The organism is Acinetobacter sp. GXMZU3951 (assembly GCF_054457875.1).
Map to the genome: position 1 here is coordinate 158,382 of NZ_JBTLFO010000004.1, position 15,914 is coordinate 174,295.

Annotated in this window: 8 protein-coding genes; all 8 read right to left on the bottom strand. The window is 37.7% G+C overall.

The genetic code is table 11. The annotated features are described in order from the left end of the window. Positions 1-19: 19 nt before the first annotated feature. The 8 genes from ACX17N_RS08520 to ACX17N_RS08555 all read right to left on the bottom strand — a co-directional run bounded on the left by ACX17N_RS08520 (position 20) and on the right by ACX17N_RS08555 (position 15,913). Positions 20-445, bottom strand: a complete 426-nt coding sequence (locus ACX17N_RS08520) for a hypothetical protein (RefSeq protein ID WP_458892136.1) — start codon at positions 443-445, stop codon at positions 20-22. Next, complete coding sequence (locus tag ACX17N_RS08525; protein WP_458892137.1) at positions 446-1,627, bottom strand: restriction endonuclease subunit S; 1,182 nt, start codon at positions 1,625-1,627, stop codon at positions 446-448. Further along, positions 1,624-3,201, bottom strand: a complete 1,578-nt coding sequence (locus tag ACX17N_RS08530; protein ID WP_458892138.1) for a type I restriction-modification system subunit M — start codon at positions 3,199-3,201, stop codon at positions 1,624-1,626. Before ACX17N_RS08530 ends, ACX17N_RS08525 begins: the two co-directional genes overlap by 4 nt. Positions 3,202-3,256: 55 nt before the next feature. Continuing rightward, positions 3,257-6,598 carry a DEAD/DEAH box helicase family protein gene (locus ACX17N_RS08535; protein WP_458892139.1) on the bottom strand — a complete coding sequence of 1,114 codons (3,342 nt, stop codon included), beginning with the start codon at positions 6,596-6,598 and terminating at the stop codon, positions 3,257-3,259. 131 nt (positions 6,599-6,729) lie between these two features. After that, entirely contained in the window at positions 6,730-8,571 is a 1,842-nt protein-coding gene (locus tag ACX17N_RS08540; protein WP_458892140.1) for a hypothetical protein, read from the bottom strand. Then, positions 8,568-11,060: an AAA family ATPase gene (locus ACX17N_RS08545; RefSeq protein ID WP_458892141.1), complete on the bottom strand. Its 2,493-nt coding sequence runs from the start codon at positions 11,058-11,060 to the stop codon at positions 8,568-8,570. The genes ACX17N_RS08540 and ACX17N_RS08545 overlap by 4 nt, the downstream gene beginning before the upstream one ends. Positions 11,061-11,067: 7 nt before the next feature. Next, complete coding sequence (locus tag ACX17N_RS08550; RefSeq protein WP_458892142.1) at positions 11,068-12,585, bottom strand: hypothetical protein; 1,518 nt, start codon at positions 12,583-12,585, stop codon at positions 11,068-11,070. Continuing rightward, on the bottom strand, positions 12,569-15,913 hold the full coding sequence (locus ACX17N_RS08555; protein WP_458892143.1) for a DEAD/DEAH box helicase: 3,345 nt from the start codon (positions 15,911-15,913) through the stop codon (positions 12,569-12,571). The genes ACX17N_RS08550 and ACX17N_RS08555 overlap by 17 nt, the downstream gene beginning before the upstream one ends. Between the last annotated feature and the right edge of the window lies 1 nt (position 15,914).

Sequence of the window (15,914 nt, forward strand, 5' to 3'; positions counted from 1 at the left end):
CCTTTAAAACACGGAATAATTAGTGCGCTGTTGGCTCAGACCACAGAGAGATAAGACGTTTTGGAAATGGTAAGCCGTCATTGACTTCCATTTCATGAAGTTCTGTGAAGCTGGCAATATCTTGGATGCTTTCAGCCAAAACGTAGCTCATACATTGAAACTGTGGATATTGATTTTGCTGTTTGGTTTTGATGCTACCTTGAAGCATGATGTTTTGGTTAGGTTCGAGATTATTCAGATATTCGCCAAAGTGAGATGGTAGAACAACATAGTGTTGCTCTACTTGTGTTTTCTGATTCCCAAATTTGTCCTTCCAACCCTCTTCTGTTTCCATAATCAGATAATTTAAAGTGGTCTGATCGATTTGAAGGGTTTGAATGTCTTTGATCTTGCCTAAGAGAAAGACTCGATTGACGGATCGATTAAATACTTGTTGCACTGACATTTAAAGCGTTCCATTAAATGCTTTTTGCTGTAAAGAAATAAATAAATCCTTTTCTAATTCTTTTGAGCAAAGCAACTTTTGCTTTTCAATCTGATTTAAAAAAATAGACCATTTACTAAGTAGTTCTTCAGGTGGGATCGGGATAAGTAACTCACTCAATGACTGTTGATTAATATTTTGAATATTTGCACCTTGCCCTGCTTTTAAAATACTAGATCTAAATGATTCAGAACGGAATAAATGACTTAAATATTCGGGCGTAAGTCCATCTTTTTCAATTCGATAACGTATACAAAATCCACTATATGTAACCAAATCATTTTTTGGATAAACAGCCATACAACGGCCAACTAATTCTTTATTACCATTTGAGCGAACAAATAAAAGATCTCCATCTTTTAAGAAGTACTCTTTAGATGGATCATTATTCAGTTTTATTGATCCTAATGACTCTATATCATCTAGTTTTGAGAAGTTTTTGAAGTTTCCTACACCAATATATTTTCTAGTAACACCTGACTCACCTTTCCCATAGTTCAAACCATTTTTAAAGTTTCCAAACTCTTTCAAAGACTTGATAGGCCATTTTTTAGGATTAGAAACTGGATCCCCAAACATATCAATAAACGTTGCTTGTAAAAGCTCGTCTAACTTTGCAATTGCCTGCTGACGTTTTTGGCGGATTTCATCAGCTTTATCTAAGATTGACGCAATTCGGCGTTGTTCTTCTAATGGATGTAAGGGAATTTCTGAATTTAATACTGTTTTATCGGAAACAGCAGGATAACTTTGCCCAGTAGCCTTACTTACCATATCATTAATAAATTGAGATGTTTTGACCCAATGAAATAAATAATTTGGATCTAAAACAGTTCTCCTAGCCCGTAGAACTGTAAAACCTGTAGAAGCAGTAGCTCCATTTAAAGATGAATCAATTTTGGCTACACCGTTTAAATTAGGTCGGACAGTTGACACTAAAATATCATCAGCTTTTACTAACTGTCGTGCTCTAGATGGCGCTGATTTCCCTTCGACTCTAATTACATCTGATACTGCTTTACTATCTTTATCGACAGCACTCAGATCTACATAGTCAATAACTTGATCGGGTGCTTCAGTAATTGGATTCCAGTTACTAACCTTTTCTACGCAATCTTTTATTTTGATGAAAGGTAAACTCACTTAATCATCTCCTCAAGCTCATTCATCCCTTGAAGAATTTCATTTTCCAACTGTTTGAGTTCAGCCAAAATCGTTTTTGGATCAGCATATTCAACCGTTTCATACAGGACTTCTTTATAACGGTTAATCGAAAAATCAAACTTATTGGCAATAATATCTTTGGCATCCACCACAAAAGCTTTTTTCGACTTATCACCAAACGCTGTTGCAATTTCCTCAGCAGAAGCATTATTCAATACAAGCTGACGATACGCTTTCCACTGTGCAACCACATCCGGTAAATCATTCGCACCCTCACCGCTCAGTGGCGTACGCTTATCATCTAAAGAATAACCATCTGCCTGAACATCATAGAACCAAACACGCTCAGTCGAACCGCCTTTCGTGAACAGTAAAATCGCAGTACTGACACCCGCATACGGCTTAAACACACCGCTTGGTAAGCTAATAATGCCCTCAAGCTGATTGTTTTCAATCATGCTCTTACGCAGTTGTTGGTGCGCACTCGAAGAGCCAAATAAAACACCATCAGGTACAATCACAGCCGCACGACCACCTAGCTTTAAAGCACGTAAAATATGCGCCACAAAGAGCAGTTCAGTTTTCTTGGTTTTGACCATTTTCAATAAAGGCGGATTAATGTTGGATTCATCCAAACTGCCTTTAAATGGTGGGTTTGCCAAAATCACATCAAAGAAGTTTTCTTCCTGCTGTGGATAATGCTCTTTAATGGATTTATTTAAACTGTCTTGGTACAAAATATTGGCATTGGTCACACCGTGTAATGCCATATTCATACTCGAAACACGGAGCATGGTGCTGTCAAAGTCAAAGCCCCAGAACATATCGTGATTGATATGATCCATATAGGGCGTCAGCAAATCACCGAGGTAATTTTTATTGCCATCTTCATCGACAACTACGCCGTATTCACTAGAATGTTGGCGGTTTAAATATTCACGGGTACGTGCCAAAAATCCTGCTGTACCACAGGCAGGGTCACACACGTTTTCAGTTGGTTGAGGATCCATGATTTCAATCATGGTATCAATCACATGGCGCGGTGTACGGAATTGACCATTAATCCCTGCAGTGGTCAATTTACTCAGTAAATACTCGTAAATATCACCTTTGACATCGCTTTGAATGAGTGGCAATTCATCGACCATCTTCACCGCAGACACCAAGACCGATTCATTTTTAATTTCTAAATCGGCATCTTGCATATATTCGCTGATGCTACTAAAACCTTGCTCTGTCGATCTTTTACTGCCTAACTCTGCAAAAAATGGAAAAACTTTGCTTTTTAAATGCTGATGTAATTCTTTGCCGCTTAAGTTTTTAAAGTTTTTCCAGCGCAGTAACTGACCTTCTGGTGTCTGTGGGAACAAACGCCCTGTCACCGTCAAACCTTTAGCTGCTTTGTTGTCGGCAACGTCTTCTTGCATATCCAACATACGGGCAAACATTAGGTAACTAATTTGCTCAATCACGGTTAAAGGATTGGTAATGCCTCCGGTCCAAAATTTTTCCCAAAGTTTATCAATATCGTTGCGAATAGATCCAGTTAGCATAGCAATTCCAATAACAGCAAAGTTTTCATCAGTTTAATCGAGCGAGGGCTTTAAATTAAGCAATCCGCTGCTCAGGTGGTTGTTTTTTAACAAAGGGTTTCATCACATGGATGAGATCTGTTACATCATCCGGTGTAAACAGACCATCTAGACTCTGTGGATGAACCCCCGTAAATGGTGCTTCATATAATTTATCAATAATGATGCCACCATTTTGAGAAATGTAAGCTTGCAATAAATTGAGGAATTGCACTTGTCGAGCGGTCAATTGTGGATGGTTGTATAAAAACGCTCTAAAGTGCTGCTCCACCGCCTTAGGATCTAAACCGACAATGTCTTGAATGGTCAGATGTAATTCGGTTGCTGTACGACCATAAAACTTGTTGAGCACGTCAATTTCAATGTTCGGATGTTCAGACAATACAGTTGAAGTGAGCATCTGTAATTCACCTTCTTCGACTGGTTGTTGCTGGCGAATTTTCTGTAATACTGTGTTGCTCTCAATCATTTGATCTAAAATTTCTTTCAGCTTTTTACGATAAAGCATTGCTTCGTTATTGCTGAGTTTAATATCTTTTTCAATGATTTGAACTTCACCATCTTGGGTCGTTGTCGTTGGTGTTGCCCATGCACCACCTACTGTATTTCCTGCTTGTTTAAACTGCATCAATAACCGCAGTTCAAGTCGCAGTTGCTCTAATTTACTGACCGTAATATCTGACCAATAGGCATTGGTTTGCGCCGCCTTAATCAGCTCCGCCTTTTGTCGGACTGCCTGAATGTTCACAGCTAGAGATGAAACTTCAGCAAGAACTTGCGCTTTATAAGTTTCATAAGAACTAGATTTACGAATTAAACTTTCTTGAGTCTGTGCAATCAGCTTATCAAATGCAATTGCCTCTTTTTCTTTCAGTACACGTGCATCCATTAAGGGTGCAATTTTGTCCAGTAAAATATGCTGCGTGGAGGCTCTAAACTCTTTAATCAACTGGGTTTGTTGTAACTGATGTACGATACGTAAGTGCTTCTTAACGGTCACGCTATCATTTGGTAAATCATTAATATCAGCGGCGAGCAGATTGGTTGCAATCTCAAAACCATCAATGTCGCTATGGATTAAAGCAGCTTTGGCAAAATCCAACTTAGCAAGGAAAGTCGACTGCAATAAAGAAACCGATTTAACATCTTCCGGCTCTTCATATTCCTCTTCAAAATATTTAAAGTTGCCATAATGATCGAAAATCAAAAATTCTTTTTTGTCTTTACCTGGACCAAATAGATTTTCACAAAGGCGTGTACCACGACCAATCATCTGCCAGAATTTCACCCAAGACATGACAGGTTTAGCAAAGACTAAATTAACCACTTCTGGAACATCGATTCCTGTATCGAGCATATCCACTGAAATGGCAATTCGAAAATCATTATTCGGTTCTTTAAACTCTGTAATCAGGTTATCTACCTTGTGAATCTTGTTATGAATCACCTTACATACCCGCGCACCATACTGAGGATAAAGCTTACAAAACAGTTGTTCTAGATGCTCTGCATGATCTTGGCGTTGCGCAAAAATGATTGTTTTACCAATTAAACTTCCGGTGGCATCTTTAATGCCATTTTCCATCAGATTTTGCAAAATAAAAGTGTCTGTTGATTCACTAAAAATCTTCTTACCAATCTGATTACCTTTAATGGTCGTTTGCTTGGCAACATCTTCCCCTAAATCATCTTCGAGTTGTTTCTTTTGCTCTTCAGAAAGTTGATTATAGTGGATCCCATCACGTAAGAATTCTGTCGTGACATCTTTGACTTTGAATGGAACCAAGTAAGGAGGTTCATTTTCAATGGCTTTGTCTAAGCCAAATTCAAAGGTCGGTTGCGTATCAGTACAGTCAAACATTTTAAACGTGTTACGACTAATAAACTTAACTGGTGTTGCTGTTAGACCGACTTGTAGCGCATCAAAATAGTCGAATAGATCTTTATAACGATTATAAATACTGCGGTGACTTTCATCGGCAATGATTAAATCAAAGAACCCCACATCGAACTGGGCAAAGCGATTCATCATGCCTGGATAAGTTGCAATATAAATACGAGAATCTGTGGGTACTTTATTTGTTGCGCCAATCACACAACGTGGTTCACTCCTCAAGAAGTCCTTAAAAGCATCATCTGCTTGTTTACGTAATTCTCGACGATCACATAAAAATAAAATACGCTGAGCCCAATGTTCACGAATGAGTAATTCCGACAAGGCAATTGCTACACGGGTTTTACCTGTACCTGTGGCTTGAATGATTAAAGCTTTACGACCTTGATCTTGAAATTTACGGCTTAAGGTTTTAATAGCTTCAATTTGATACGGACGCTCAACAATGGATAAGTCCGGATTATTACGCTCTAATTCTTTATTCGCATATTGATGTTGGAAACGTAAATTTGCCAAACTGTCGCGACTATAAAAACCATAAATTTGGCGATAGCTGCTATATCGTGCATCGTCCCAAATATAGGTTTCATAACCATTACTATAAAAAATGACTGGACGCTTAAAGCCCATGTCTTCCAAAGCATCTGCATAATGTCGAGCTTGCTCTCGGCCCTGATGCACACTGACACTAGCTTTTTTAGCCTCTAAGACCGCAATAGGCTGACCTTCTAAATCAAAAAACACATAGTCAACAAAGCCTTTTTGCCCATCGCGCATGTCTACAGGAAATTCGAGCTGAACCTGCTGTGGATCGGTAATATCCCAACCCGCGGTTAACACCATATTATCAATGATAAATTTACGCGTCTTTTCTTCATTCCACTGTAAGCTGTGGGCAACATGGGTACTTCTCGCACGTTTTTGTTGAGCGAGTTCGGTACTGATTTTTTCTACTTTTAGGTTCTTTAAACGCTCTTTATCTAATTCTTCTCTTAACTTTTGATTCTCTTCATACTGTAAATTGAGCTCTTTTTCAGTCGCAGAATGCTTTTCAATATTTTTAAATGTAGGTAGAGCTTCATTGGGAACTTTACAGTAGTTCACCATCAGATACTGCCCGATTCCAAAGGCTGTACCTAAGCAAGCAAAAGCTGTTTTTTGATTACCCAAAGCACCATGCGCCGTCAAGTTACCTTGTTGGCGTAGGTAATCAAGTTTGTATAATAGCGACGGTGTAATACTGTTTTTAAAATCAGACTCAGTGAGCAATTCTGAAAAATTCGCTTTTTGAGGACGTGCTAAAGCTTCAAACTCATAGATAGATTTGACCACTTCTTCTGCAAAAGCACGTAACCGTGTGGTTGCACTGCCCGGATCTGTATAAATTATCGCTTCCGCAAGTGCCCCCAAATCTGCCAAAAGTGGAAAGTTTTCTCTTAGAAATTCAAAGTTCTGAGATTGCATCACAACCCTCGATTTTAATTTATTTATATAAAGTCAATAGCTTAGTAATATAAGCTGCTATATACAATCCTCAGCAGCCTATATTATTTAAAATAAGATCTGTATTTAACAATCTATATTTGTGGGTAAATTCAAATCTGGAAATTTAAATCCCATCTTCCACCCTTCACCCAATCTCCGGCAGCCTGTAAAGAAAATTCTTTATCCTGATTTCCACTACTGATTAACTTATAACTCACACCACACTCAGGATCAGTACATTGCGCGATAAAAGTTTGGTTGGATATTCGAGGCTCAAATTCAGCCTGAGATAAACACACCGGACAGTTCGTAAAATTTAAGTAATCATCATGCTGCGCTCGAATAACACGGTAAATATTCTCTGTATTTGCAGCCGAACAAGCTGATGCTAATGAACTTAACTGCTCGGAATTAAGCACATTCACCAATTGCATTTCATCGTTTTTATTTACCATATAAGCATGTAGCCCCAGTTCATTTTTAACAGATTGAGGGACTCTGCCTAAGTTCAGTGTTTTCGAGTACGATTGTAAAAGAGGCTTATATATCCACTCCAAGACAATCACGATAAATTTTTCAACGGCCTCAAAATTAAACGGATTCGTCCAGACAAAATGCCTATGTTTTTCTTGAATTTTTAAGTTGCCACCTAATGAAAAAATAACAAGATGTGGATTGTGTTTTAATGCATCCAAAAGACTTTCATGGCGATCTGTGGCAATCGGTACAATATTTAATGTGTCGTGTACTGAAGTAATGTTCCAAATTTTCAGCTCTGCATCAAATTTTAAAGCACAACTGATATTTTCCCTGTTCAAGGAATAATGCATATTTGAATCGGACGATTTTGAAATCTGAAAGCCCAAGCTAGAAAAGGCTTGTAAAATAATAAGTAAGCTATATTCCTCAACATAATGAAGCTGAAAATGCCAATAAGCTTCGAACTTTTCCTTAAAATTCGGTGTTTTATTTTTTTGCTCGTATAGGGTTGCCCATAAGCGATTTAAATGCCGATAATGTTGATCATAATTTAAAATATTGGTTTTATGCAGCTGATCGGCCACTTTACGATGTGGTGGTGGGATTTGCACGTATAAACCAGACGATTGCAAAGTTTTAATGTTCGACAACAACTGCTGATTATAGAGAATAGTTTCTTCTAGCTGAGAAAGAATATTTTCTGTTTCATCTGCAGTGAGATTATCTGCCCAAAGTTCACATAACTCATTGCTCAACTTATAATAAGTTTCTGAAGAATCACCTAAATTTAAAGCCGCTTGTAAATTAGATTGCTGTTGCACTAAATCATTGAGACGCGAAGCAATATAAAATCTTAACTTATCAAGCAGTTGTGCAAACACCTTATTTTCATAAATCAGTAGTTCATCATCACTCACTTTCGCAAGTACTTTCTTTGGTCTAATCCCAACTAAACTACGTTGTTGCCATGTTTCAGAATGCCCCGCCAAATAGCGATGCGCATTATTTGAAATTTTTTTCGCACGACTGACATCAACGAGTTCTTCGTCATAACGCATATCCATCCGCGGGTTATAGGCAATATGATGCAGATGCCCTTTTTCTAAGACATCTTGCAACATTTCCTCTAAAGGCTTTAATTGAGTTTCAGAATCAAATACGCTATTGGGTACAAGCGGATTTGGTAAATTGTTGAAAGACTCACCTATGCCACATTCTCGGACAAGCTCGCCTATATATTGAATTGATTCAGCAATGGTCGGCGAGATCTCAGGTGTATGCGTATGTAAATTTTTATTTGCGTTTAGTCGGATAGAACCACCATCCGCAAATAAAAAACTGAATTTTGGCAATGTGAGAGACTGAAACTCCCAATCAGTAGCAAGTACATAGCGTTCAGGAACGATTGCATCGATATGCAATAGTTCCTCCGCAGCTAAAGATTGTTGAGTGAGTCGGTCTATTAGTTTCATAGATTACCTTTTAAACGCTCAACATCTTGATTCAATAACGCTAAGCTCATTACAGGTTTTTCATCTTTTAAACCAAGATCCAGCCAAGCGTCTTGTAAACATGAAATAATGAGTTCGATTTTATCTACTCGAGTATCGTATCGACCCGTCACTTTCCCCTGACGGAAAACCTTAGTCGCAAATAGATGATCAAGCGCTTCCGACACTGAGCCTCCCATCTCAATATATACAGGAATAAAGCTGTATGCTTGACGTTCTAAACGATTTCCCCAGCTGACATTCACCGCTTTTAAAGCATCTTCAAGCAGACTATTTTGCAATTGAGTGAAGATATTTTTCACCACGGCTTTATGCTTGTGTTGAGCTTGTTCAAAACTTTGCATCAATGAGCTAAATGAATACTGTTCAGTATTTGCATAACTGATATCAACGTCTTCTTCACTGCGTTTAACTTCCATGACATGGGCACGATCATAAGTTTTATCAGCAAATTCTTTTGTCGTTTCATCATGGTTGGCTGTACCAATAAACCAAACGTTGTGTGGAATTTTGATGGCACGTTTATTGATAAACAACTCAGGTGCTTTTTCATTCGCACTATCCAACAAATTAATCTCAGCACGATCTGGCGTTTCCATGAGAGAGAGGAAATCCGCAAAATATTGTTCCGGCTGTGATAAGTTCATTTCATCTAACAAGATGATTTGTAAAGTATCTTTAAACTTTGGCTGTTGGGCACGGTATAATGCTTGTAAAGCTTCTTTGGTATAAAAACGTTTTTCAAACGCGTTAAAATGACCCAATAAATCTTCACGATCACGCCATCCAGCTTGTACACGAACAATTTCACAGTACTGTTTTTCTTGCCCTTCACCTGTCGCATTGTTGATTGCTTTAGCAAATGCACGCGCTAAGCTGGTTTTACCCGTTCCAGAGATACCTTGAAGTAAATGCAGCTTACTCATCGCTAAACCAGCAATGAATAAACGGATATCTTTTAGACTGTAATAGAACTTCTGTTTTGCAATATTTGACTGCATGATGGATACAAATCGTTGAAGCTCTGGGACAGCTTGCAGTCCTCTTGCTTCACTTCTATAGATCTGATCCATTTCACTCAGACTCTTGAATGGCAACTCACCTTGTTGCTTCTCGACCAAGTCATCAATTTGTGTTCGTAATTGACCAATACTGGTATCTAAAACACGTTTGTGCTCTTCTAAAACGCGCTTTTCTTGTTGTAGATGCTGCTTAGCCATGACACTTAAGCGTGAATTATTCAGTTCATTTTCTAAATCATTATTTCTTTGACGTAACTCAAACACTTGTGACTCCAGATCATCGCATTTCTCTTCTAAACGCTCATTTTCTTCTTCTAAACCTTCTTCTGAACGCTCACTCAATTTAATTCTTAATTCACGATTTCTTTCACGTAAATCCGTTAACTCTTCTTGAACTTCAATGATGCCCTGACCTTCAAGTTGTCTTTCTAAATCGGCATATTGTTGTAATTTTGCTGTTAAAGCATCAATTTCATCTAAAGCCTGATTATGGCTGTATTCCAAACTTTCATTCGATGATTTTAGTTTAGTGATCTGTACACTAAATTCATTTCGAATACTATTGCGCATCGCTTCGATCGTTGCTTCAAACTGATCTTTGTCATTTTTAAGCTGATGTTCTGCTTGTTCTATTTCTACTTGCTTTACAACAATTTCATGCTTAGCCTGAGCTAACTCCTGTTCTTGTTGCTGTTTTTCTTTGTTCCACGCATTTTGTAGCGCTTGGATTTCAGCATGTTGTTGATTAAGGATGTCTTTCTTTTCACGTATAAAACCTGAAATGGCCTCGGCTTCTTTGAGAAGTAAGCTTTCCTCGCGTTCAAGTAGCTTTTTTTCTTGCTCTGCTAAGCGTTGTGCCGTATCTGATAGTTTTTCCAGAGCTTCAGTTTGCAGACGATCTAATTCCGCTCTTTTGTCTTCTAATGCTTTTTGCTTTTCTAATGCAAAGCCGAGCTCAGCATTTGCCTTAAGGTCTGCTAATGTCGCTAACTTCTCTTGTAACTTAAATTGTTCAGATCTTAAGGCTGATTTTTCAGATGCAATTTTTTTATTTTGCTCTAGAAGATCAGACTTTTTAACTTCCAGATCCGACTCTAAACATCTAAGTTCTTGTTCTTGTTTTTGAAGACGACTTTCCTGTGTCATTAACCGTTCATCTTCATCTGCAAGCAGTTTTACTTTTTCTTCATAATCTGCTTGTTTCAGACGTGTGTCTTCTAAAGCCGATTCTAATTTTTGTAGCGCACCTTTTACTTCTTGACGCAATTGCTCATCACGGGCCAATAATTCTTCTTTTTCTTTATCTACAACAACACCTGTCACCTGCTGAAATAAAGATGAAATAGACACTTTTTCTTTCACATCAACTGGAGTAGAAGGAATACCCGTATTTTGAAAACGATTTGTTTTTTTGGATGCTTTAGCCATTTAAATATTACGCCTCAATTGCTGTATAAAATGAAATCCACTCCAAAGTAAATTCAGAGAGGTTTAATGCTGTTGATATATCGATTTCTTCGCCAGAATCATGGCTGCCTTGGTTACGCCGCTCGCATATTTCTATGAGCTGTTGTAGATCTTGCTGATGTTGTTTTCTACGAATGAGTGGATGCTGTTGATATTCCGACACACACAATAAATTTGAAATAATAAGCGGTTTTAACGACACGCCGACACGAGGAAATCTGCCCGCAGAATATCCATTTGCACTAAAAACATGTGATGAATTCACAGTTTTCATTTTTTCCATAAGATTTTCAGAAAAATACTCACCCACTTGTAACATTAAAACCGTTTTCATTTGCTCACGATTTAACTGCTTCGGGGTCGTATTTGCATGCTTATGTTTCCATTGACATAACATATGTTTAAAGCATGACTCTAATGCCTTTTGACATTGATTCAATAAATCATCAATATCGTAATAATTCCCCTTTTCTTCCAAGTTTTTCTTTCGCGTGAGTAACCTGTTTAAATGTTGTGAAAGGTTTTCAATACGATCAGAAAATGGGAAATCTACAGACAGTTCAAACGCAATTTCTTCTAATAAACGAGCCTCGAATTCATCGATCGTTTCATCGCTACTGATATCCTGTTTTAAATATGTTTTGATTTTCGTAGCAAAGCCCTGATGCTGCATGGCTAAATCAAAATGTAAGTTTTGTATCCAATCATCATATTTTGAAACATGACAAGGATCTTGTAACTGACAGATATGCGATGAATCCAGACTTTCTTCTAAGTGCGATAAAATAAAGCAAGCTTCTGGTTTTTGAGAATAAAATTGGTAGTTTTTTAAATTTTGACTATCGACATATTGAGCCTTTTCATCCTGATCACGCACTAAAGTTCCGCGCATCGCCATATTGTGTTTTTTGATGGTTTGCGTGATTTTATAATGTGATGGAGCCTGAGGTTCATAAAATTTATGTGGCTCTACAACAAAGACACTGATCAATTTCCCTGAATCGCGACTTCCTTGAATCTTAATATTTGAATGATGCTCCTCTACATCTATCAACGCCAGATCATTGGGAATAAGTCGATCCCACAACTTCCCTGTGATGGCATCCTGTACCAAATAGTAAGTCTTTAGGTCATCATTACGATCAATTTCGTCCTCTAAAGCCTGTATTCCTTTTGCGGTGAGCGTAATCTTCTTAGTTTTATCATCAATCTGAATCAGACCATGCGGTTCTAATTCTGTATCAATAATAAGATGAACCAGTTCTATATCGACACCAATCCAATTTGCCAGCTCTTGACGATCCTGCCGCCCAATATATAAGAGATCTAAAAGGGTCTTTTGAAACACATTAATATTGGTTGTTTTCCCCGCCACTGGTGCCCAAATTCGCCAAATCCAGATTGGCAAAAAAACCATATTTTGTTTCGCATCATCTTTAGGCAAAGCGTCATAATATGATAAAAATTGGTTAGAAAATTTTGCCATGCTGACCTCCACATAGTTTTAAAAATGCAGGTAAAGCAGGTACAGCTTCTTGAGTTGCAGGATGTTCGAGCAATGCTTTATCTCCAGTCACAATCAATAAAGAACGTTGTCGACTGAGTGCAACGTTTAAGCGGTTATCCACGCGTAAAAAACCATAAGCACGTGTCAATACTTCGTCCTTCTCAAGCTCAGTTAATGTTTCGACATTCAATTCATTCGGCAAAGTACGTACCAATGAAACAAAAACCACATCAAATTCTTTACCTTGGAAAGCATCTACAGTGCCTATGCGGAGTCGTTCGTCCCCAATATTGGGACCAGTGGAAATCATTCGGTAATTTTCAGTGATTTTATTTCCTGTGGTTAATCCAATTTGAGGATGTTCCATTGCTTTGAAAATAGATTGAATCTGACCACTATAAAAGCTAATTATACCGACACTTAACTCAGGCTTTTCATCCAAAATTCTTTTTGCTTCTTGCGCAATCCATTGTGCTTCACTTGGTCGATGCCAACTGGTGCCAAAGCGTTGCTGCTTTTCGTTGGAAATTGACTTAAATCCACAGACTAAGTCTTCATAGCCACTGATCGCATGAATAAAATCTGTTTCTGGTCGACCTGATTTAATTGGCGGTAATTTATGATTTTCATAAAAGTTTTTACTAATAAAATCACCCAGTATAGGATGCATACGGAATTGGGTATCTAACATCACCACACGCTGAGGTTGCTGCTTTTCCTCTTCTAAACGTTGCATATTTTCAACGAGTCGTTGGAACAAACTCTGCTCTAACATTTCACGCTGTACTGTTTTCCAATCCTCTTGCTGTGACAATTCTTTTTCAATTTTGTCATCCAACATATGAGGTAATTGACGATGATCGCCCACCAAGATTAATCGACGTTTTGCCATTGCCATTGGAATCATCAGATCTAGCGGTGTTGCTCGTGCAGCTTCATCGACAATGACATTTTCAAAAACAATCTTATTATCGAAAGATTTTAGATCTTGCATCGCATTACCCGCTGATTGCTGACACGTTGCTGCAAGTACCGCTGTATAATGTGAAATAGCTTCTCGAATATCACCGGTAGAAGTCATTAAATGATAACGGTACTTATCCAAACTGATTAAATGGGCTAAGGTTTTTGACTTTTTCGCTTTATCATGAATATCCTTAAGTAGCTCATCTAATTTTTGACAAGTCTCTTCATCTAACAAGCGCTGTATATTTGCCGGTCTAAAATCAGGTAAACATCGATCAAGCAGTTTGTTTTTTAATTCAATTAATGCTGAAAAATCTATATCTTGATTGACATTGATATTCAAATGAATAAAGTGCTCTAGAACTTTTTGCTCATCGTCCAATAAAATCATTTGTGTATTGTCTTGCTGTTTTAAAAGCTGTAATGAAGCCAGTACTAAACGGCATCGTTGTACACCATCATCAACAAAACTTGATTTTTTTGTGCGCAATGAATATAGAAGTGGATAGAGTTCCATGAGTTTACGAGCAACAGGCAAAGACTGTTTAGGTTCTGTGAAGTCCTCCCACCATTGTTTTAAATCATGAGCTAAATAAATATTATATTTTTCAGACAATTGATCAAAAATACATTGAATTTCTACAATGCTTTTTTGTTTCTGCTCTGCATGCCCAAATCTTAATTTGAGAACATGATCCTCTAACTGTCGATATAAATTTAGAAAATCATTGCTTTCAATTAATGCTTTCAGATCTTTCTGGACGGGAATTGCCCATTTTTCAATGGTATCAACACCATGAAGCTCATCATCTTCATTTCTAATTTTTCCACCTACTCGTAAACCCGCAATGCCCATGACATTACTGCGGTCTACAACGTTATCCACTGCATCGTGCTGATAGCTCGTGAGTAAGATGCTACGTTGAATCTTCTCATGAGATAACTCAGCAATACGTTGCTGTAATGCAGTAATTACTTGCGTTTTACCCGTTCCAGGTGGACCAATAATAATGGTTAAATCTGAACTATTTAAACCAAGTTCTATCGCTTCTTGTTGCTTAATCGTTGGTCGACCACCTTTAAACAGCGCTTTGGTTTTAGTGCTCTTCCATTTTTCTTTTCGCAACGTTCGCTCAGGTGTTGCAACTTCAATACCCTGTAAAAGACCATGTAAGCTTGGCATTGGATTTCGGCGACTGGTAATTAGATTAAGTGCTTCCTGCTGTCGCTTACGTTGAATATTAATGGCAAATATAGATAAAAATAGAAAACCTTGCTTTGTATTCTGGTTTAATGGTGGACGTCGATCTCTCTTTTCTGCAAATTTCAGCAAAATACGTTTGTTCTGTGGCTCAATCTGAATAATTTCAGCCCGCCAAGATTTTTTTTCAACATCTAAGCCTGTTTCTTTAACATCCAACTGATTATCCAACCAGTCGGCAATCGTCAAACTTAATTGCACCTGTTCATCTTTTTTTCGATCTAAACGATCCCATTTTTTTTCAAAATCTAATAATTTTTCTCGATCTTCAACATGAACATACCAATAACTAGTTTTATGAGCCGGTTCATAGCCACAATACTTCAAATAATTCAGTTGATTTGCGCGACGTACTGCATCTTCCCATTGGGCATCACTATACTGTTTCCAAACATCAATGTAGTCACCATGTTGAGCGGTATGTTCTTTTAAAGCAATTTCATGGGGAAAATGCCCCATTCTTTTTGCACTTGAATGGTCTTTAAACTGTATTCCACCCTGTAGTGCAACTAAGCGATAATTCCCTCTAGGACGTTTTTTACTAATTTTTTCAACTTGCCAATAGCCCTGAATTGCTCTAATGTCTAATTGATGATTTTGACCGACCAGTAAAATGTGATGTTCACTCTGATTGGTATAAAAAATTGAGAATGCTACAGATGTTGATTGATCGAGTTCAACTAAAAACTCTTCTGTTAGCCAATCAATTGCAAGTTGAATATCATTCTGCTCAATTTTCCCATCATCCGCCAGTAGTTGTGTAATTGCTTCATCCACTGCAATATCTAGATCTAAAGCGGTACGGGCTTCTGGTACAAAGCCCGATAAAGCTATCGTTGTATTTTGTTTATGAGTAAAAAACCACAAACCATTTTGTTTGATTAACTCTTTTGCTGATGATGCTGTAATAGAACCAGTTGAGTTCAATTGTATCGGGTAAATATGGTTTTCAAATTCTAAATAACACTGTTCATCTTCTAAAAATAAGTGAACTGGATGATTTTCAGAAATGTCTAATTTTTCCAAACACTCAGCTTGCACTATTTGTAGCTGAGCAAGTTTAAACTCATGTAATTTCATA

What these genes read in the sequence shown, in the direction of transcription:
- ACX17N_RS08550 (WP_458892142.1), bottom strand. Translation starts at nt 12,585, where the DNA reads ATGGCAAAATTTTCTAACCAATTTTTATCATATTATGACGCTTTGCCT.
- ACX17N_RS08540 (WP_458892140.1), bottom strand. Translation starts at nt 8,571, where the DNA reads ATGAAACTAATAGACCGACTCACTCAACAATCTTTAGCTGCGGAGGAA.
- ACX17N_RS08535 (WP_458892139.1), bottom strand. Translation starts at nt 6,598, where the DNA reads ATGCAATCTCAGAACTTTGAATTTCTAAGAGAAAACTTTCCACTTTTG.
- ACX17N_RS08530 (WP_458892138.1), bottom strand. Translation starts at nt 3,201, where the DNA reads ATGCTAACTGGATCTATTCGCAACGATATTGATAAACTTTGGGAAAAA.
- ACX17N_RS08520 (WP_458892136.1), bottom strand. Translation starts at nt 445, where the DNA reads ATGTCAGTGCAACAAGTATTTAATCGATCCGTCAATCGAGTCTTTCTC.
- ACX17N_RS08555 (WP_458892143.1), bottom strand. Translation starts at nt 15,913, where the DNA reads ATGAAATTACATGAGTTTAAACTTGCTCAGCTACAAATAGTGCAAGCT.
- ACX17N_RS08545 (WP_458892141.1), bottom strand. Translation starts at nt 11,060, where the DNA reads ATGGCTAAAGCATCCAAAAAAACAAATCGTTTTCAAAATACGGGTATT.